The organism is Lachnospira sp. CLA-JM-H23 (assembly GCF_040096425.1).
Lineage (GTDB): Bacteria > Bacillota > Clostridia > Lachnospirales > Lachnospiraceae > Lachnospira > Lachnospira rogosae.
In genome coordinates this window covers 130,543-150,312 of the sequence record NZ_JBBMET010000002.1, presented here as the reverse complement: position 1 = coordinate 150,312, position 19,770 = coordinate 130,543, and the positions used below count along the sequence as shown (strand labels likewise).

Annotated in this window: 21 protein-coding genes; 2 read left to right on the top strand and 19 right to left on the bottom strand. The window is 35.5% G+C overall.

Annotated features, from left to right (window positions below; translation table 11 throughout):
- Positions 1-12: 12 nt before the first annotated feature.
- From WMO42_RS03050 to WMO42_RS02970, 17 genes are all read right to left on the bottom strand, one after another.
- On the bottom strand, positions 13-819 hold the full coding sequence (locus tag WMO42_RS03050; protein WP_022503181.1) for a TlyA family RNA methyltransferase: 807 nt from the start codon (positions 817-819) through the stop codon (positions 13-15).
- Complete coding sequence (gene dxs / locus WMO42_RS03045) at positions 809-2,695, bottom strand: 1-deoxy-D-xylulose-5-phosphate synthase (RefSeq protein WP_022503180.1); 1,887 nt, start codon at positions 2,693-2,695, stop codon at positions 809-811. Before dxs ends, WMO42_RS03050 begins: the two co-directional genes overlap by 11 nt.
- 20 nt (positions 2,696-2,715) lie before the next feature.
- Positions 2,716-3,624, bottom strand: coding sequence for a polyprenyl synthetase family protein (locus WMO42_RS03040; RefSeq protein WP_022503179.1), 909 nt, complete (start codon positions 3,622-3,624; stop codon positions 2,716-2,718).
- On the bottom strand, positions 3,617-3,826 hold the full coding sequence (gene xseB, locus WMO42_RS03035) for an exodeoxyribonuclease VII small subunit (protein WP_022503178.1): 210 nt from the start codon (positions 3,824-3,826) through the stop codon (positions 3,617-3,619). Before xseB ends, WMO42_RS03040 begins: the two co-directional genes overlap by 8 nt.
- A 13-nt stretch (positions 3,827-3,839) precedes the next feature.
- Positions 3,840-5,036 (bottom strand): exodeoxyribonuclease VII large subunit, encoded by a 1,197-nt coding sequence (gene xseA / locus WMO42_RS03030; protein WP_349191539.1) that lies wholly within the window; start codon positions 5,034-5,036, stop codon positions 3,840-3,842.
- A 52-nt stretch (positions 5,037-5,088) separates the two neighbouring features.
- On the bottom strand, positions 5,089-5,487 hold the full coding sequence (nusB, locus tag WMO42_RS03025) for a transcription antitermination factor NusB (protein WP_022503176.1): 399 nt from the start codon (positions 5,485-5,487) through the stop codon (positions 5,089-5,091).
- Between the two features lie 70 nt (positions 5,488-5,557).
- On the bottom strand, positions 5,558-5,944 hold the full coding sequence (locus tag WMO42_RS03020) for an Asp23/Gls24 family envelope stress response protein (protein WP_116443389.1): 387 nt from the start codon (positions 5,942-5,944) through the stop codon (positions 5,558-5,560).
- Between the two features lie 74 nt (positions 5,945-6,018).
- A complete protein-coding gene (locus WMO42_RS03015) occupies positions 6,019-6,603 on the bottom strand; it encodes a SpoIIIAH-like family protein (protein WP_349191538.1) in 585 nt (194 codons plus the stop codon).
- A gap of 15 nt (positions 6,604-6,618) precedes the next feature.
- Complete coding sequence (locus tag WMO42_RS03010) at positions 6,619-7,086, bottom strand: hypothetical protein (RefSeq protein ID WP_022503173.1); 468 nt, start codon at positions 7,084-7,086, stop codon at positions 6,619-6,621.
- Between the two features lie 134 nt (positions 7,087-7,220).
- The gene (locus tag WMO42_RS03005) at positions 7,221-7,802 is read right to left on the bottom strand and encodes a stage III sporulation protein AF (RefSeq protein WP_055174860.1); all 582 of its coding nucleotides are present in this window, start codon (positions 7,800-7,802) and stop codon (positions 7,221-7,223) included.
- Positions 7,803-7,813: 11 nt separating this feature from the next.
- Entirely contained in the window at positions 7,814-8,935 is a 1,122-nt protein-coding gene (locus WMO42_RS03000; RefSeq protein ID WP_349191536.1) for a stage III sporulation protein AE, read from the bottom strand.
- 128 nt (positions 8,936-9,063) lie between these two features.
- Positions 9,064-9,444, bottom strand: a complete 381-nt coding sequence (locus WMO42_RS02995; protein ID WP_349191535.1) for a stage III sporulation AC/AD family protein — start codon at positions 9,442-9,444, stop codon at positions 9,064-9,066.
- Positions 9,445-9,456: 12 nt separating this feature from the next.
- Complete coding sequence (gene spoIIIAC / locus WMO42_RS02990) at positions 9,457-9,651, bottom strand: stage III sporulation protein AC (protein ID WP_022503169.1); 195 nt, start codon at positions 9,649-9,651, stop codon at positions 9,457-9,459.
- 29 nt (positions 9,652-9,680) lie between these two features.
- Complete coding sequence (locus tag WMO42_RS02985; RefSeq protein WP_055306632.1) at positions 9,681-10,202, bottom strand: stage III sporulation protein AB; 522 nt, start codon at positions 10,200-10,202, stop codon at positions 9,681-9,683.
- Entirely contained in the window at positions 10,172-11,068 is an 897-nt protein-coding gene (gene spoIIIAA / locus WMO42_RS02980; RefSeq protein WP_022503167.1) for a stage III sporulation protein AA, read from the bottom strand. The genes WMO42_RS02985 and spoIIIAA overlap by 31 nt, the downstream gene beginning before the upstream one ends.
- Positions 11,069-11,240: 172 nt before the next feature.
- A complete protein-coding gene (locus tag WMO42_RS02975; RefSeq protein WP_349191533.1) occupies positions 11,241-13,949 on the bottom strand; it encodes an FtsX-like permease family protein in 2,709 nt (902 codons plus the stop codon).
- A 27-nt stretch (positions 13,950-13,976) separates the two neighbouring features.
- Complete coding sequence (locus WMO42_RS02970; RefSeq protein ID WP_349191531.1) at positions 13,977-14,678, bottom strand: ABC transporter ATP-binding protein; 702 nt, start codon at positions 14,676-14,678, stop codon at positions 13,977-13,979.
- A 119-nt stretch (positions 14,679-14,797) separates the two neighbouring features.
- Between WMO42_RS02970 and WMO42_RS02965 the strand changes: the two genes are divergently transcribed.
- The gene (locus WMO42_RS02965) at positions 14,798-16,117 is read left to right on the top strand and encodes a D-alanyl-D-alanine carboxypeptidase (protein ID WP_349191530.1); all 1,320 of its coding nucleotides are present in this window, start codon (positions 14,798-14,800) and stop codon (positions 16,115-16,117) included.
- Positions 16,118-16,241: 124 nt separating this feature from the next.
- A complete protein-coding gene (locus WMO42_RS02960) occupies positions 16,242-17,111 on the top strand; it encodes a polysaccharide deacetylase family protein (RefSeq protein WP_349191529.1) in 870 nt (289 codons plus the stop codon).
- Positions 17,112-17,255: 144 nt separating this feature from the next.
- Here the strand turns inward: WMO42_RS02960 and WMO42_RS02955 are convergent, their stop codons facing one another.
- Both WMO42_RS02955 and WMO42_RS02950 read right to left on the bottom strand, forming a co-directional pair.
- Entirely contained in the window at positions 17,256-18,566 is a 1,311-nt protein-coding gene (locus tag WMO42_RS02955; RefSeq protein WP_022503162.1) for an ABC transporter permease, read from the bottom strand.
- Complete coding sequence (locus WMO42_RS02950) at positions 18,566-19,612, bottom strand: ATP-binding cassette domain-containing protein (protein ID WP_349191528.1); 1,047 nt, start codon at positions 19,610-19,612, stop codon at positions 18,566-18,568. Before WMO42_RS02950 ends, WMO42_RS02955 begins: the two co-directional genes overlap by 1 nt.
- Between the last annotated feature and the right edge of the window lie 158 nt (positions 19,613-19,770).

The window sequence follows — 19,770 nt, the reverse complement described above, 5'->3', positions numbered from 1 at the left end:
TATATGAATATATTACAATGTTTCGTGGGCTTTGTCTACTATATTTTGTATTGTGAAAGGAATATTATCATAGGTTCCTTCTATATGTTTCTGTAAATGAAGAAGATATTCGATATTTCCTTCCGGACCCTTAACTGGCGAGAATTCAAGGTTAAGTATCTCAAATCCAATTGAAATTGCATAATTAATAACCATTTCTATAACTTCGATGTGTACCGCCTTATCCCTTACAACACCGTGTTTACCAACCTTTTCTCTTCCAGCTTCAAACTGTGGCTTTATAAGACATACTATCTGCCCGTCATCTGTAAGAAGATTTTTCACTGGAAGCAGCACCTTTGTAAGCGATATAAATGATACGTCAATGCTTGAAAAATCTATCTTATCCGCAATATCTTCCGGTGTTACATATCGTATATTAGTCTTTTCCATACATACAACACGCTCATCATTACGAAGCTTCCAAGCAAGCTGTCCGTGCCCTACATCAACAGAATATACTTTAACAGCACCATTCTGAAGCATACAATCTGTAAAACCACCTGTTGATGAACCAACATCCATACATATTTTCCCTTCAATCGTTACATCAAAATTCTCCATAGCTTTTTCAAGCTTTAACCCGCCACGGCTTACATACTTAAGTGTATTGCCTCTTACCTCAATATTAACAGTCTCATTAAATGATGACCCAGCTTTATCTTCCTTCTGTCCGTCAACATATACATTTCCAGACATAATTATAGCCTTTGCCTTTTCCCTGGAATCAGCAAGCCCCCTGTTCACTAACAGAACATCTAATCTTTCTTTACTGCTCATTATTATTATCTCCAATATTATTATAAACTGCTGTTATACGTTTAACAATTGTATCTTCATCTATTCCTGTCTCACGCCGTAATATATCAACACTTCCGTGTTCTATATAATCATCAGGAAGTGATATGTCAAGCACATAGTTATGAAGTTCTTTATCATTGATATATTGACAGACTGCACGCCCAAATCCGCCCGATGATACATTCTCTTCAAGTGTTACTATAAGCTTATGTGTTGTGCTTATTTTATCAATCATTGCACTGTCTATAGGCTTTACAAAACGTGCATTTACAAGTGTCACGTTATAGCCCTGCTCTTTAAGTCTTTCCCTTACATTAAATGCTGTATCAACCATACTTCCAAGTGCAAGAATTGCTATATCACTTTCTTCATACATAAGCTCAGCCTTGCCGTATTCAACCGGTGCATTAAATTCGCGAAATCTGACAACTGCCTCGCCTCTTGGATATCTTATAGCTATCGGCCCATTAAATTCTTCCAGAGCGAACTCAAGTGATGACTTTAATTCATAATCATTCTTTGGTGCCATAATAGTCATATTAGGTATTGATGACAGGAATGATATATCAAATATCCCCTGATGTGTCTCTCCATCACTTCCAACAAGTCCTGCCCTGTCTATTGCAAACACAACGTGAAGCTGTTGTATACACACATCATGTAATATCTGGTCATAAGCTCTCTGTAAAAATGAAGAATATACCGCAAACACTGGTTTTAATCCGCCTGCTGACAATCCTGCCGCAAATGTTACAGCGTGAGCCTCAGCAATTCCGACATCAAAAAATCTATCCGGAAACCACTTTGAGAACTTAGCAAGCCCAACTCCGTCTGGCATAGCCGCTGTAATAGCACATACAGACCTGTCTTTCTTGGCTATTTCACATATAGAATTAGAGAACACCTGCGAATATGTTGGCCGGTCAGATTTATTAATCTCCATACCTGTCGCCACATCAAATGGTCCAATACCATGAAACTTGCTTGGATTGCGCTCTGCCGGCTTGTAACCACGTCCTTTCTGCGTAACAACGTGGACAAGCACAGGTCCATTTATTCTTTTTGCAACTGTAAGTATCTTGATAAGCTTATCCATATCGTGTCCGTCAACTGGTCCAAGGTAATATATACCCATACTTTCAAACATCGAATCGTGAAGAATCACCTGCTTTAGATTCGACTTTGTCTTCTGGATAAGCTTTACAACCTTGTCCCCTTTAGGAAGCTTATATAATACATTGCCTATATTCTCTTTTAAATCATAGTAAGAGTCTGACGAACGTATTTCACTAAGCATATTGGATACGCCGCCGACATTTTTAGAAATTGACATTGTATTATCATTAAGTATAATCACAAAATTACCCTTAATACCTGAAGCATTATTTAAAGCTTCATATGCCATACCACCTGTAAGTGCACCATCACCTATAACAGAAACTACACTGTAATCTTCGTGCTGTACATCTCTTGCCATAGCAATTCCAAGTCCTGCTGATATTGATGTCGAGCTGTGACCTGTATCAAAAGCATCGTAATCACTTTCATTTCTCTTAGGAAAGCCGCTCATACCGCCGAATTTTCTTAATTCATCAAATTGATTTTTCCTTCCTGTAAGTATCTTATGCGTATATGACTGATGTCCTACGTCCCATATAAGCTTGTCCTTTGGAAGATTAAATACAATATGAAGTGCCATAGTAAGCTCCACAACGCCAAGATTAGAAGCCAGATGTCCGCCTGTGACACTTATCTTATCAATAAGAAACTGGCGTATCTCATCAGCAAGCTGGTTGTATTCTATTGGCGATAATTTCTTAATATCGTTAGGTTTATTGATTTTCTCAAGTATCATAATTAACCTCTTTCACACGATTACCTATCCCTATGTATAAGCATTGTGATTAAATCCTCCAGATACTCGTTATGTCCAATAGTTTTGAGTGTTTCCAATGCTTTTACGGACATATCAGCAGTATCTTTTTCTGCTTTTTCCATTCCATAAAGTGTAACATATGTTGTTTTATTATTTCTCTCATCACTTAACACAGGCTTTCCAAGTACTTCCTGTGTGCTTGTAACATCAAGAATATCGTCCTTAATCTGAAATGCGAAGCCTATATTATAACCTGTTTCCTCAAGAAGCTTAGTGACATTTTCATCACAACCTGCAATAATTCCACCAGCCATAAATGCTGCTTCTATAAGAGCACCCGTCTTTAATCTGAAAATGTAATCAAGCTGTTCTTCATTCATCGGCTTATCTGTAAGCATTACATCAAGCGATTGTCCTCCGACCATACCATCAACACCAGCCTTATTAGCTATCACATCTGCGGCAGCAGAATATCTTAATACAGCCTGTGCATCACCTGTCTTTGCTGCTTTATGTATAGCTGAAAGCATTGTTTCATACGCAAGATTCAAAAGTCCGTCACCCGCTAATATTCCAAAATCTTCACCAAATTTCTTATGTGTTGTAAGCTTTCCTCTTCTATAGTCATCATTATCCATAGCAGGAAGATCATCATGCACCAAAGAATAAGTGTGTATCATCTCAAGAGCCGCCATAAATGGATACAATTCTTCCTCGTTAGTACCATTACACAACTTGTAAGTTTCAAGCATAATCATTGGTCTTATTCTCTTGCCGCCAGCTTCCACGCTGTAATCCATCGCAGATTTAATATATTCTGCGTGTCCCTTAGCTTCTGGCAGGTACTTTTCTATTATATTATCTATACAGGAGGTCTCTTTGCTTAACTGTTCTTTGAAATTATTCATTATTATCCACCACCCCATTATCATCAATTATAACAATCTGTTTTTCAACCTTATCAAGCATAGTATTACATTTATTGAGTAATTCCATACCTTCTTTATATTTTTTAAAAGACTCATCTAATGTAAGCTCGCCCTGTTCCATTTCATTAAGAACTGCCTCAAGCTTATTAAATGTATCTTCAAGATTAGAAGCCTTTGCCATTAATTATACCTCATTAAACATTATCAATATTTATGACCTTAGCTGTCACAGTACCATCTTTTAAATAAAGCGTTAACAAATCATCTACTGATACATCGTTAACCGACTGTACTCTCTGTTTATTATTCTCTACATAGCTGTAGCCCTTGTCAAACTTCTTTAAAGGACTTACATTATCAAGTCTGTACGCAGCTAATGACAGCTTCTGCCTGTAGCGTTCCACTGCTTGTGTCATCTGGTTATTTAATATATCCTCTATATGAATAAGACGTTGTCTTCTTTCATATATCTGGTTAATAGGATTGTATATCTGCAAAGAAAGCTTGTCCTTCTCTGCCCTGTTCTTATACCTGGCAAATACATTATCCAGAGCATTTCTTAAACGTCTCTTGTATGCCTGCATATAATCATCAACCTGTACCGTATCAAATACTGCACACTCTGCAGCGGCAGATGGTGTTGGAACTCTTAAATCTGCCACAAAGTCTGTGATTGTAAAATCTGTTTCGTGCCCAACCGCTGATATAACCGGTGTATTACAGCTAAATACTGCCTCTATAACCTCTGGTTCATTAAATGCCCACAAGTCTTCAAGTGAACCTCCTCCACGTCCAACAATAATGCAATCCACCCCGAACTTATCAAGCACAGCTATTCCCTTGGCAATACTGTACTTGGCATATTCGCCCTGAACTAATGCAGGATACAGATACAGACTTACATACGGATTGCGCCTGTGTGATATATTCATTATATCGTGTATAGCAGCTCCTGTTGAAGCTGTTACAATTCCTATCTTTCTTGCAAAACGTGGTATCGGGCGCTTATATGATGAATCAAAATATCCCATATCATCATACTGCTGTTTTAATTGTTCAAACTTCTTATATAAATCCCCCATACCACTTTCGGTAATATTAACGGCATACAACTGATACCTGCCATCACGTTCATATATATCAATTCTGCCATCTACTACAACAGACATTCCATTTTCAAGCTTTATATCAAGCTTTGATGCATAAGAGGCAAACATAACAACTGCAATCGTTCCACCCGAATCTTTTAAAGTAAAATAAATATGACCGGATGTATGATACTTGCAATTAGATATTTCCCCTTTTATCTGAATACGATTAAGTACAAAATCCTGTCTAAACATATTCTTAATATAGGAATTAATCTGTGTTACAGTATATACTCCAGCCATCGTTCCTCTTTCTTAATCTCTTTATTATGCTCTTTAATTCAGCAAAAGGTTATTATACAAGCTTTGCAAGAACACCATTGACAAATGATGCTGCATTATCATCAGAGCCATAACTTTTAGCTAACTCTACAGCCTCATTAATAGCTACATTAACAGGAATATCATCATCATAAAGCATCTCATAGACTGCAAGCCGCATAATAGCAAGCTCTGCCTTACCAATACGGTCAACCGGCCAGCCTTCTGATACCGAATTAATCTTCTCGTCAAGCTCATCGCTTAATTCACATACAAGAAGTGCCTTATTCTTAATATATTCGTAATCTTTCTCATTGACATCTGTCAAATCATCAAAATAGTAGTCAATCTGTTCTCTTAATTCATTCTTATCGTGGAAAGGAACACGGAATATAAGCTTAAAAACGTGTTCTCTCATTTCTGATCTTGTCATAGGAATCCTCTCATCAATTAATTACTCAAACAGGACTGCCCATTAAGGACAGCCCCAATGCTTACTGTACTTAGTTGTCAATATTAACGCCAGCAATCTTAATATTAACTTCTGATACTTCAAGACCTGTCATTGTCTCGATTGCTGTCTTAACTCTGTCCTGTACTGTGGCTGATACCTTAGGTATCTCACAGCCATATTTAATATTAAGTGCAAGATTAACTGTCACATCATTCTCACCAACGTGAACCTTAACACCCTTAGATAAATTCTTCATTCCAAGCTTGCTTACAAGTTCATTAGTGATGTTGCCAGCCATACTCTCAACGCCTTCCACCTCTGTAGCAGCAAGACCTGCAATAATAGCAACAACCTCATCTGCAACTCTTACTTCGCCAATATCCTTGCTTTCGTGAATTGTATAAGTATTACCTCTATCTTCAAACTCTTTTGTCATAATGCCCTCCTGACTGTTATTAACGTAATCTTTAATCTATTATAATAAAAAATATAAATAAATGCAATGATAAGTTACTTAATAACATTAATGGTAATTTTATCCGATGTAACCCCTGTCTTTCTCTTTGCTATATCTTCAATCTGAGCTTTCTGGCTGTTTTCTAATGTCTGCTGGTTAATTACAATATCAACGCTGTCTTCTGCCACTGAAGCCACCACATCATTAAATCCCTTTGCCTCTAATAACAACTCAATAGCTGCCTCTTTTTCTGAATATTCTGCAATTTTGGCAAGTTCATTTATCGCCTCTGTCTTTGAAGCCTTATCGATTGTTGTATCATTGACTATATTAGTAAGATTTTCTGTATTCTTGGCACGTATCTGTTCTCTGTTAAGCTTAGCTTCAGAGATTACACTTGAAGACACGCCCTGTCCTGATGTAAGTATAACGTTTCCTGGTTCTTCAAGACTCTCATCATCTGGTTCTTCCTCAGTAAATATTGTATCATCTGTTGATGTATTGACAACTTTACTGCCGCTCTTACTGCTGACAGATATTATATCTGAAATGTTTCCTGCATAATTAATATATCCCGCAACAGCTATCATAATAGCAAGTGCTGTAATAATAACCTGATTTTTCTTAACTCTTTTCACAAAAAACCTCCATATTTAAGACATTTTCATTACTTTGATTTTATGTACAGGAACATTTAAAAGCCCATATACAGCATTCGTAATCTCACTTACAAGCTCTTTATTATCACCACCCTCACATACTATTATCACACCTTCAATAACAGGCATATTCTCCATTACTACATATGGCGTATTACCATTAGCTGTATCATAAAAAATGTGTGTCTCTGTTTTTTGCGTACTATTGGAATTCTCATCATTATTCCCATTAACTTCTTCATCAGAATAATCTGTATCCTTGGCAAGTATCTTTTCAGACGAATTCTTAAGACTGACCATAACTTTAACCTTTCCTGCCCCCTCAACATCAGATAAGGTATCTTCTAATCTTTTCTCTACATATTCCTCATACATTTTCTGTGTGGCCTCACCGCTTTCCTGATTAGATGTTGTGTTTTCTGATACAGTCTGTCTGTCTTTTACAGGAATTGATATAACCATAAGCAGTATGCCTGCTAGTATTACTATTAATATTTTATCTTTGCCTAATTTATTCAATATATTTTCATAATTAAATATAATAATTCTCCTTTCCGTCCTGAACATCGGAATACAAAATATTCTCTGTACCTGGCTTAATGTATATTGATAAGTATTTCATCTATACTAAAATTATCCGCTACCATTTTAGCGAATTGCTCTATGTCCGATTTATTCAAAGTCGCTTTAACATTCTGTGTGCTTTCCAAACTTGAAACACTTTTTTTGTTTTTTACTGATATATCAATTCCTGTAATTACAGATGAATAATCGGTGTCTGATTTATTCAATATGCTCTTATCGTTTAATTCAACCTTTACATTATTAACTTCAACTCCACACTCCTCTGCTATATTTAACACCCTGCTTATAACTGTCTGTTTTACTACATTGCTCACATAGCTGTCATAGTCTGATTGAAGGCTGCTATCACCAGTATACGAACTTGAATAGCCTGCAATGTTTTTACTATAATCATTATACAATGTATTTACCCTGTCAGTTATATATTCCTCATTAAATAAAAGCAGAAGTACAGGCTTTAATAAAATCATAAGGAATATAAGCCTCATTACCACCTTATAGCTGCCCTCATACCTGGGTGGAATAATATTCATTAATACAGCCGACATAACCATAAATATGAGCAATGCCCTAAGCCACGAATACAGCTTCATTGTGTCTCCTTTCATACTGATACACAGTTAGTTGCAACACATATAATTGCTATTGTTAATATAAACAGGACAAGTGTAATCATCATAATATATACAATCATTCCAAGTGCCTGCCCAAGCGAACTGACTGCCCTTACCATTCTCTTATCACTTATTGGCTGTAGTCCTGCAGCAATCCCCTGATATATAACCGCAAGAAGACCAATCCGCAGCAACGGAAAGAACATACACATAACAATAGCAATAATTCCCGACACACCGATTGCATTTTTTATTAATGCAGAAGATGAAAGTATCGTATTGGATAACACCTGTGCTGTGTCACCTATACCAGGTATAAGGCTTATCCCCATAAATATACCTTTAGAATTAACCGTGTCCTGAACAGGTGTTAATATGCTCTTAATTGCATTAAGTCCAATAAACACTGTAAGTATCGTATAGCAGCACCATTTCACTCCTTTTTTAATAAGGTTACACGCCTTATCCATATGTGCTTCTTTGTCTATGCAGTCACATAACGAAATTATGAGATATATTTTATTTGTTTTTAATAATATATTTTTAAAAAATATATTGCTGACTGCAATCATAGCAATTATTATCTGGTAATACACAGCTTTACTCATTATTGCACCAGAAGCACTTATTGCCGGCAGGAACACCATACTGATTGCTTTATAAAGATTAATAATCGATGTAAGAGTGCTTCTGGCTGTATCTGAAGCCTGTATGAACACAACAAACAATACCGTTATAAGAGATATTGCTATAACACTTAATGTGCTTTCGGTAAGCTGCTGTTTATTAAAAAATGGGCCAAATACATTTATAAATGCAGATAATATACATAAAATAAGTATCTTCATACAATCATTACGGTTACTGCTTATAACCTCTGTTATATACTGTACAATCTTCTTACCCGAATCCCTCGTTGAATTACCCGAATATATGCTGTCTACTATATCCTCAAAGGTAACCGAATTGTAACTGCTTTCTTTTAATATCTTATCAATATCCTTATAATCATAATCAGACCAGCCAGATGTATCCGTGACAGTTTCCTGTCCGTTAGTTTCTGCTTTAATCACATTGGCATTATTGTATACAAGCATTAATATTACTGACATTAGTAATACGCTTTTTAATAGCGGTAGTATATAATTAAGTTTCATAAATATATATTTCCACCCAGTAAATATGCTTCTTAATAATGACAACATATATTGGGGGCAGTTATTGTGCATTAATATACATCTTATTTTATACATTTATTAATCATCTCCATAAGCGACAGTACAATTGGAATACTTATTGTTGCAACAGCAATCTTACACATAATCTCAAGCTGTGATGCCGCCGCGTTAAACCCATTATCCCTACACACATCAGATATAAGCTGCGTTATAAAGGTTATTCCTATAATCTTCATTATTATCTTTATATACACATCACCAATTCCTGTTAAAGAAATCATTACTCCAAGCTGTCCTGTTATGGCTGATATGTTATTTATTATATTAATTGAAATAATAAGGCATAACGAAAGTCCTATAGCAGAAGCTGTTACTGGTGACTGTTTTTTTATAAGCAGTGATGTTATAACCGTGCATAATGCAAGCATAGATATTTTCAGCAATTGTTACTCCTTTTACATATCAAACAATTTCTGCATAGTTGTAAACAGTTCTAATATGTATGGAAGTATCCAATAAAGCACAAGCAGAAGTCCCGCAAGCCCTGTTAAGAAAGCCTGGTCATCTCTTCCACTATGCTTTAATATCTGATTAAGTATAGAGATTATTATTCCAACGGCAGCTATTTTAAATATCAAATTAATTTCCATACACATCCCCATTCTTTATTATGCTGTGTTCATATCAGCATTATTGCTATAAACACTCCTGCTGTTATTCCACCAATCCTGCAGATTTTCATTCTCGGTGCAATATCCATTGCCACATTTTCATTTATTCTTTTGAGCCTTTCAATTGATAATTCCAGATTTTGAACCTGCATATTTTTATCAATATACGAATTAAAATGCGACAATTCATACATTACATTAAGTTCGTCTTTTTTTAATATTTTTCTCCTGTTAAGTACATTTACAGCTACCTCCCACACAGCTTCATATGTAACAATGCCCTCATCACTTAATGTCTTCGCTGCATAACTGAACATTTCCTGAACATAGCAGTTATCAGAATTAACAGATAAATCCCTGAATATGTCAGGGAGCGTGCTTGAAGCATAACCTATCTGTGCCTTAATATAATGAAGGGCTGTTATTAGCGATTGTATAATCCGTGTTCTCATATATAGGTTACTGCTTAAATAAAAGCCATAATATGTACATGCAGTTATTATGAGTGCTGCTCCCGATAATTTAAACATTGCTCCACCGTCCCCTTTCCCATTCTTCCTGACAATATTATTATCTTGTTAAAGTAATCAGAACTTATAAGCTCACCCATAAAAGGCTTGTTCATTACATTTTCAAGCGAATAACCGTGAATTGTAGCAATAATCGTACAGCCACAGGCTATGCAGTATTTAATTGCCTGCACATCATTCTGCCCACCTATCTCATCTACAGCTATTATACCCGGCGACATAGCCCTGATTGCCATCATCATTCCTGCATCTTTTGGACAGCCATCATATACATCTGTACGTCTGCCTATATTATTCTGCGGGATTCCCATATAGCAGCCTGCTATCTCCTGTCTTTCATCTATAAGACTTACATTAATATGAAGCCTGTCATTATCAGATATATTTCTTACAAGATCCCTTAAAAGCGTTGTCTTGCCACAACCCGGCGGTGAAATAATAAGCGTATGGTCAATACCTCCTCCATATACGAAATCAACAACCTTATTACTACACCCTATAACCTCATGTGCCACCCTTATACAAAGAAAGGTTATGTAATTAAAATTCTTAATGACATTATTCTCTATAATCGCATGTCCTGATATCCCAATCCTATGCCCTCCCTCTATTGTAATAAACCCCTGTTTGAAACTTTGCTCATACGCATAGATAGAGTAATTGGAAGCTAATTCCAGCATTTTCATTATGCAGTCCTTGGTAACCTTAATATCATACATTATCTCTTTATTGTCATATATTAAAGTTACATTTCTGCCAACTCTTAATCTTAGCTCGTTGAGCCTGCTAAATGACAACGTATGCAGTCTAAGCTTGTCAGCCAGAGCTGGCGGCAGAATTTTTATAATTTGTCCAATATCCCCCATACAAAAATAACCTCCACATATATCGTTTTTCACAATATATGTGGAGGCTCTTATTAATATTACCATTATTTGTGCAGGCTTGTCAGCTTATCTATTCTTTAATTACTGCACTAAATTATTCATCAAATCATTAATTAAATTCTCAATTAAATCCTTTATCAGCAATCACGAATTATTCTATTGACTTTAAAGATTCCACCATTGGAATTTTCTTAAGTGACGGATACATAATTGCATTAATAATCAATGAAAAAATTAATGTAATTCCATATGATAACAGGAATGAACTTAAATTAATTCTTGTTCCAAACATTACTCCGTCTAATTCTATTGTTGTCATTATGTATGTATGAAGTGCTCTTCCTAATAAAAGTCCTGCAAGACCGCCTATAAGTGTAAGTATGATATTCTCCCTGTATATATACTCTCCAACTTCATTATCATAAAAGCCAAGAACTTTTATTGTCGCAATCTCCCTTATTCGCTCAGATATATTAACATTAGTAAGATTATACAATACAACAAACGCCAGCATACCTGCAGATATTATAAGCACCCATGTAACAAGATCCAGGGACTGTATCATATTCTCAAATCTTGACATATTAACCTTTAAGAATGTAAGCGACTTAACTGCTGAATTAGACAAATATCGTTCTCCGATAACAGCCTGAACATTATCACTGTCATCATCAAGTATACCTAACACTCTGTTATTATCTGGTGTATAGCCAAATGTATCATTGAAATAACCTGATGTCATAAAAATATAATTATTAATATATATTTCCATAATTCCAGTCACCTTAACTGCTGCCTGCCTATCATTAATATCACATATAGTAATATTATCACCAACAGAAACATTCAGATCCTTTGCAAGCTTTTCAGATATAATAACACCATCATCATTAAGTTCTAACTGGTTATGCTTCTTTCTTGTCCTGAATGTAACAAAATCACTATACTTATCTGTATTATCAACAACAGTTATCTCGGTTGAATAACTGTCACCACCACCTAATGCTTTCACATCAGCAGTATATCCATAATCTGTAGTGTATTCTTTATAATATTCATCTTTCTTTATAGATGATATTATATTGTTAATTTCTTCACTTTCAACATCACTCTTAAATGTAATTACATTATCATAATGCAGTATCTGTTCATACTGGTTATCAATAACACACTGTATACTGTCCTTAATTCCAAAACCTGCCGTTGTCAACGCTGTACATCCTGCGATTCCGATTACTGTCATAAAAAATCTTTTCTTATACAGGAATATATTACGCATAGTAACCTTCCTTGTAAATGAAAGATGCTTCCATATAAATGTATGCTCTAACAATATCTTTCTTCCACTCTTAGGAGCTTTAGGTCTCATAAGTATAGCCGGCACTTCTGAAAGATCATTGTAACACGAATAGAATGCCGCAAGAAATGTTACCGCTACAAGACAGATAATAACTGCCACAGATAATAATGTATGGCTTGCATAAGTTATATGCGGCATCTGGTATATTATGTTCCACGAATTATATATTATATACGGAAACAGCTTTAAACCAACAATACAGCCTATTACACTTCCAGCAAAGGAAGCTATAAAAGCATAGGCAACGAACTTGAATACTATAGTACCTTTTCCATAACCTAAAGCCTTGTATGTTCCGATTAAACTTCTCTGTTCTTCTACCATTCTTGTCATTGTTGTAAGACACACAAGACCTGCAACAATTATAAAGAACAATGGGAATACTGTAGCTATAGCTTTCATTCTGTCAGCACTCGACTCATAATCCCTATACGAATATTGCGACTGTCTTGTAAGCACATACCATTCCCAGTCGTCAGAGTTATTCAAAGTTTCATTCATCTGCTCATCATACTTTGCATATACCGCATCAAAGTCAAACTCTTGAACTGCTTTAATATACGCTGGTTCAATATAAGGTGCTATCATTGAAGACACATCATATCCCGGATAATATTCCTGATACTGCTTCGTAATAGACTCTGTTACCTTCTGTCTTATTGTATCAAGCAGTTCCTGTTTCTTATCTTCCTTGGCTTTGGCAAATTCTTCTTTTATATCCTTCTTCCTGTTATCAAGCTGTCCTGCTGCTATATTCTTAATTCTGTTCTGTACATTTTCAACCTTTTTATCATATTCATCAGAATATGTATCAAGCTCTTTTGCTCCGTCTACTACAGCGTAAGCCTCAGTATAATAATCATTCTTAAATTCATCATCCCCAACATATACACAATAGCTGATATTGCCGTTACCAATATCAGACGAACCTAAATCATAAGAAACAAAACAAGGCGAATACACTACTCCTACAACTGTATATTCAGTATCCTTAAATGTATCGTTAATATCATCAGAAGTTCCAGACTTAAATTTTAATACATCGCCCACTTTGACAGCTTCCCTTGTAGACTCGTACTTCACAACACATTCTTTATCATTCTGTGGCAGTCTTCCCTCTTTAATGCGAAGTCTGTTAATATAGCTGTCATCATTATCATCCGCATTAAGAGGAATACTTAAAACATGTGCAACTGACTCTTTATCATCATAATTGATGAGCACATCTTTGCTGTTGGCACCATATACTGCCTTTACTCCCTGCACTTTTGCAATTACTTGCAAATCATCATCTGTAAGCCCTATAGATGATATTATTCTTATATCATTCATATTATATTCATCATAATAGTTATCTGACGAACGCTTCATATCGCCCGAAGATGCTGTGACTCCTGCAAAAAATGCAGCTCCTATGGCTGTGATTGCCATTATTGAAATAAATCTTCCAAGCGAACCTTTTATCTCTCTTATTAAATCTTTAAATACCGACTTTCCCATTATGTTAATTCCGCCTTTCCATATTAACTACCATTCTATCTGCTCTATTGGAAGCGGATTTTCATTGACAGTCACACTGTCAACTACTCCATTTTTCACTTTGATAACCTTATCACCCATAGCTGTCAGTGCAAGATTATGTGTTATAACTACAACTGTAACACCTCTTTCACGGCATGTATCCTGCAACAGCTTTAATATCTGCTTGCCTGTATTATAATCAAGTGCTCCCGTAGGTTCATCGCATAACAGAAGCTTTGGATTTTTGGCCAACGCTCTTGCTATTGCAACTCTCTGCTGTTCACCACCTGATAACTGTGCCGGAAAGTTAGAACTTCTTTCCTTAAGTCCCACTGCTTCTATAACCTCATCAACGTCAAGCGGATTCTTACATATCTGTGTTGCAAGCTCAACATTTTCCCTTACAGTAAGATTTTGTACAAGATTATAGAACTGGAATACAAATCCTATATCATATCTTCTGTATGTTGTAAGCCTCTTAGCTGTGAACTTTGACACAATCTCTTTATCTACAATAATCTTTCCTGTCGTAGCTGTATCCATACCGCCCATAAGATTAAGTATTGTACTCTTACCTGCACCACTCGCACCTGCTATAACTGCAAACTCTCCCTTATCTATCGTAAAGCTTGCACCGTTAAGTGCTTTTATCTTTACATCACCCATTTTATAAATCTTCTTTACATCATCAAATTCTATGTAGCTCATACGCACCTCTGTAAATTAATATGATTATTTATGTAGTAAATATATAATAACTCATTTTAGGTATAATAGCAAAATAAAAGTGTATAATTTATTAATTATAATAACCGGGTTTCTTATTTATGCTATCAGCAGTTGCTTATTTTTTTCAAAAGCTTATACAGCCATTAAAATTCATAATTTTAATATGTCTGATTATTTCAATCGTCTTAACTCCATTTAATCGTGTAAATGCTAAAGAAAACGACTCATCTCTGAAAGATAATGAAATACACGCCAGATTTGCAGCAGTAATAGATGCCGATACTAACAGGCTTCTATATGGTAAAAATGCTGACACCAAAGCACCTATGGCAAGCACCACCAAGATTATGACATTAATAACCGCCCTTGAGATATGTCCTGATGATTATATTGCCACCACTTCTGCATATGCGGCTTCTATGCCAGATGTACAACTTAATGCTGTAAAAGGCGAACAGTTTTCAATAAAAGACCTGTACTATTCCCTTATGCTTCGTTCCCATAATGATACCGCCGTTATAATTGCAGAAAATACCGCCTACTATTATATCTGTTCTTTAACCGATAAAGAACGCAACGAACTTACCTTTGACATTTCTTTTATAAATGACTACTCTTATAACTCACATTTTATTGAGAATATATCCAAAGAACAAAGCAAAGCACTTGTGCTGGTATTTACTAATTTAATGAATAGAAAAGCCACCAGTCTTGGCTGTAATAGCACGCATTATATAACGCCTAATGGTCTTGATGCTTCTGATGATGCAGGCATTCACTCGACAACAGCCTATGAATTAGCAGTTGTTATGTCCTACTGCATTAAAAACGAACATTTCCTTTCTATAACACAGACTCACGATTACAGTTTTACAAGTCTTTCCGGCAGAAAATATTCTGTAAGCAATACCAATGCTTTTCTTAATATGTATGATAACATTATATCCGGCAAGACGGGCTTTACTGGCGATGCCGGCTACTGCTATGTGTGTGCCTATAAGGATAACGACAGGACATTTATTGTTGCCCTGCTTGCCTGTGGCTGGCCTGACAACAAGACTTATAAATGGTCTGACGCAAAACATCTTCTTGACTACGCCAGAGCCAGCTATACAAAGCAGGACATACTTATCTGCCCTAAAGTCTTTAATATAAAGATTAAAAACGGCTCTAAAAGTTCCATTGATATACTATTTGATAAAAAACTGTCTGCCTGCATAAGCGATAATGATAATGTAGAAGTCGTGTACAATATTCCATCAAGCATTGCTGCACCGGTTAATAACGAGTGTATTATTGGAAATGTATGTGTTAACATTAATGATAAAGAAATTCAAAGATACAATATATATTGTAATGAAAACATCAAAAAAGTTTCATTTATTAGTAAAATAACACAAAAAGTCAAGAAATTATAATTGATTATTGTATTTTTTGTGTATTTGATTAACAAAATAATGACACACTAATGTTAATATAGTATAATTATAAAATATGAGATTGTATACATTATGTTAATATATACAAGAATGGAGGATTATTATGAACAGAATATACAAATGCTTTCCAGGAGGTAAATTCAAGGTATTAACATTAAGCTACGATGACGGCAAGCTTGAAGATAAAAGACTAGTTGATATATTTAACAAGAACGGCATACGTGCTACCTTCAATGTCAATTCAGGGTTAACAGATATGCCAATCAGACTGCCTGCAAGCGAATGGAATGATTTATATGACAATCATGAAATAGCCCTTCATACATGCACACACCCTACTATGAACAGATGTGGTAGCTATGAGATAGCAAGGGAAATTCTTGAAGATAAGACTAATATTGAGAAAATAATACATAAACCCGTAAGAGGAATGGCTCTTCCTAATGGAGCCGGCAACAAGCTTATTACTTCTATTGCTGCTGACCTTGGCATTAAATATATACGACCAGCCACTGACCAGTACGCTGTTGTCAAATCAGCACTCGAATATGCCAACGATTGTGAAGGTCCTATTCTTCTTGGTGATGAAAATGGCTTTTCTATGCCAACAGATTATATGAACTGGATACCAACCTGCCACCACAATCATAATCTTGTTGAGTTTGGCAAGCGTTTTATGAAGCTTACTAAAAAGCAGTACCTATATATGATGTATGTATGGGGACACAGCTTTGAATTTGAACGTAATAACAATTGGGAAGTTATGGAAGAATTCTGTGAAATGATTGGTCACCGTGATGATATATGGTATGCTACTAACATCGAAATCGTAGATTACAACGAAGCCTTTGACAGGCTTCAGATATTCGCCGATAATGAATATATCTATAACCCAAGTGCCTGTTCTGTCTGGGTTGCTGTTAATAATGTCCGTGTCATTGAGATACCAGGTGGAGAAACTATAAAGTTATAATTATATTTACAATATGTTAAGCCATTATATCAATACCTGTATGCAGCCCTGATTATCTCACATATTGTTTTATGTATAATAATACCTCCAGATATGACATGAATATCTGGAGGTATTAATTATTTCTTGTATAAAATATTCCGATTATTTATTCTTCTGCTTGCGAAGGCTCTTTATTGCTGTAGTTATCTTAATTGGATTGCCATATCTAAGCGTTCCCATTCTGTATATTGATGAACCTATCATACCAACACCTATAATGCTTGCTACAAGTATTATAAATGAAACAACAACTTCCCACACAGCTACATTTCCCATTGCAACACGGGCAAACATCGCACTGTATGAACTGATTGGCAGATATGACAATACCTTCATAGCAATACCATCTATATTCATAAGCTGAAAAAGAGTAATAAAGTATACAATCATAATAACCATCTGTATGCTTCCGGCACTCTTATTAATATCCTCTGTCTTAGAAACAAGTGCACCAAATGCTCCATATATAAATGTATAGAAAAGTACACCGCCAAGTCCGAATAACGCATAGGTAACAAGTACATTTGCAGGAATATCAAGTAACATATCTAACATTCCGCCCCACGCACTCTGATTAAACTTATATGCACCGACAATCGCAAGCATAAGTATTCCAGCCTGACATAACGAAGCTATTGTACCAGCAAGCACCTTTCCAAAAAATAAAATCTTAGTATCAGCACTTGTTACAAGCACCTCTATAGTCCTGTTGGACTTCTCCTGAGTAACTGATGTCGCAACCATAACACCATAGAATATTATTATCATAAATATAATGATAATGAGTGCATAACAATAAAAATAATTATTTCCCATATCCTTGCCAAGAACAACTGTCTGACTGTTAATCTCTGGATTAAATGCCGTTATTATCTGCTCATAATCAAGATTATGGATACTGCAGTACACCATCTGGTTAAGTGCTGTAAGTACCTGATTAAACTGCATATCAATGCTGTCAGTCATACTCTTATTGTATACAATATACTCATAATCTGTAAGACTGTGAACCACAAAGCCTGCCTTGACTTCTTCATCTGACACTTTATCCTTTAATTCACTTTCTGATGACACTTTTTCAACCTTCATATCATCAAAAGCCGCCTGAATTATCTGAATATCTGAAAATGTTCCAGACTCATCATATATAAGAATTACATCTTTATTATTGTCTGCTTTATTATCTTTATCAGAATCACTCTTACCATCAACATTATCTTTATCGCTGTCAGAATCACCAGAATTCTGTTCTGTACTATTAGTAATTCCTGTGATGGCACTTATATCTATAAATCTTGGCACAAACATAATAGCAGCAGCTATAACAGCTATAACAACCGTACTGATTACATACGACTTATTCTTAATATAAGTCATAAGCTCATATTGAAGAACTACACCTAACTTTTTCATCAGCGTACACCTCCCTCAACAGCCTTTTTATGTTCACTGCTTTCGCCTTGCGGTAACTCATCAACATTATCTCTATTATAACTATTATCATCATTACTATTATTCTTATAATCTACCACTTTGTCGTCTTCAATATCATCACCTACAAGAGATACAAATATATCATTAAGAGATGGCTTATAAGTTTCAAAATGCTCAATTTCTATACCACACGCAATCATTCTTTTAAGAATATCCGCCCTTGACACGCCATTTATATTCCTTACAATAATCTCCTCTCTTGTTCTTCCAGTCTCTGTTATTATGTCAGACACATTGTCTTTTATAATCTGTGACAACTCATCAAGCCCCATATTAACATCTGATATAACCAGCTGATTCTCGCCATACTGTCTCTTAATGTCTTTAAGATTGCCTGCAAGTGCTATATTTCCCTTATCTATTATCGCTATGTCACGACAGAACTCCTCTACATAACTCATCTGGTGGCTTGAAAATATAACTATTCTTCCTTCGTTTATGACTTCTGTCACAACATCCTGAAGTATCTTTGAATTCACCGGATCAAGCCCGCTAAATGGCTCATCGAGTATAACTATCTCTGGTTCACACGCAAGTGTTGAAGCAAGCTGTACTTTCTGCTGATTACCCTTGGATAATGTCTCTAACTTTCTGTTGGCATACTCATCTATCTCAAGACGCTTTAGCCACTTCTTTGCATTATTGACTGCCTCTTTCTTGGAAAGTCCTCTAAGTCTTGTAAGATATACTATCTGTTCAAGCACTGTCTTCTTAGGATATAACCCTCTCTCTTCTGGCAGATACCCTATAAGATGCTTCTTAGGGTTAAACGGCTCATCGTCAAGATATACCTCACCCTCATCTGCTTTAAAGACATCCATAATAATTCTTATCGTAGTTGTCTTACCTGCTCCATTTCTTCCAAGAAGTCCAAGTGCACTGCCACTTTCAACTTCAAAAGAAATGCCGTGTAGAACCTGATTACCTTCAAAAGACTTTGTCAGGTTTCTTACTTCAAGTTTCATTAAAATGTTCTCCTCTCATATTTGTAAAACTTTTATAGTAATTGTATCATATGAACGAATATTTTGACAGTCAAATTTTTGTTGAATTTTAAGAATTTCAAGAATTTCAGGAATTTCAAGAAATATTCTTTCTGTATATTCCTGTTGAAGTTTAAAAC

Bases quoted from the DNA above. Each gene is read 5' to 3' on its own strand.
- WMO42_RS02960 (WP_349191529.1), top strand. From the start codon at position 16,242: ATGAACAGAATATACAAATGCTTTCCAGGAGGTAAATTCAAGGTATTA.
- WMO42_RS03040 (WP_022503179.1), bottom strand. From the start codon at position 3,624: ATGAATAATTTCAAAGAACAGTTAAGCAAAGAGACCTCCTGTATAGAT.
- WMO42_RS02965 (WP_349191530.1), top strand. From the start codon at position 14,798: ATGCTATCAGCAGTTGCTTATTTTTTTCAAAAGCTTATACAGCCATTA.
- WMO42_RS02955 (WP_022503162.1), bottom strand. From the start codon at position 18,566: ATGAAAAAGTTAGGTGTAGTTCTTCAATATGAGCTTATGACTTATATT.
- spoIIIAC (WP_022503169.1), bottom strand. From the start codon at position 9,651: ATGGAAATTAATTTGATATTTAAAATAGCTGCCGTTGGAATAATAATC.
- WMO42_RS02950 (WP_349191528.1), bottom strand. From the start codon at position 19,612: ATGAAACTTGAAGTAAGAAACCTGACAAAGTCTTTTGAAGGTAATCAG.
- WMO42_RS03020 (WP_116443389.1), bottom strand. From the start codon at position 5,944: ATGACAAAAGAGTTTGAAGATAGAGGTAATACTTATACAATTCACGAA.
- WMO42_RS02985 (WP_055306632.1), bottom strand. From the start codon at position 10,202: ATGTTTAAATTATCGGGAGCAGCACTCATAATAACTGCATGTACATAT.
- xseB (WP_022503178.1), bottom strand. From the start codon at position 3,826: ATGGCAAAGGCTTCTAATCTTGAAGATACATTTAATAAGCTTGAGGCA.
- WMO42_RS02975 (WP_349191533.1), bottom strand. From the start codon at position 13,949: ATGGGAAAGTCGGTATTTAAAGATTTAATAAGAGAGATAAAAGGTTCG.
- WMO42_RS03005 (WP_055174860.1), bottom strand. From the start codon at position 7,802: ATGAAGCTGTATTCGTGGCTTAGGGCATTGCTCATATTTATGGTTATG.
- spoIIIAA (WP_022503167.1), bottom strand. From the start codon at position 11,068: ATGGGGGATATTGGACAAATTATAAAAATTCTGCCGCCAGCTCTGGCT.
- nusB (WP_022503176.1), bottom strand. From the start codon at position 5,487: ATGACAAGATCAGAAATGAGAGAACACGTTTTTAAGCTTATATTCCGT.
- WMO42_RS03050 (WP_022503181.1), bottom strand. From the start codon at position 819: ATGAGCAGTAAAGAAAGATTAGATGTTCTGTTAGTGAACAGGGGGCTT.
- dxs (WP_022503180.1), bottom strand. From the start codon at position 2,695: ATGATACTTGAGAAAATCAATAAACCTAACGATATTAAGAAATTATCG.
- WMO42_RS03000 (WP_349191536.1), bottom strand. From the start codon at position 8,935: ATGTCAGTAATATTAATGCTTGTATACAATAATGCCAATGTGATTAAA.
- WMO42_RS03010 (WP_022503173.1), bottom strand. From the start codon at position 7,086: ATGGTTATATCAATTCCTGTAAAAGACAGACAGACTGTATCAGAAAAC.
- xseA (WP_349191539.1), bottom strand. From the start codon at position 5,036: ATGGCTGGAGTATATACTGTAACACAGATTAATTCCTATATTAAGAAT.
- WMO42_RS02970 (WP_349191531.1), bottom strand. From the start codon at position 14,678: ATGAGCTACATAGAATTTGATGATGTAAAGAAGATTTATAAAATGGGT.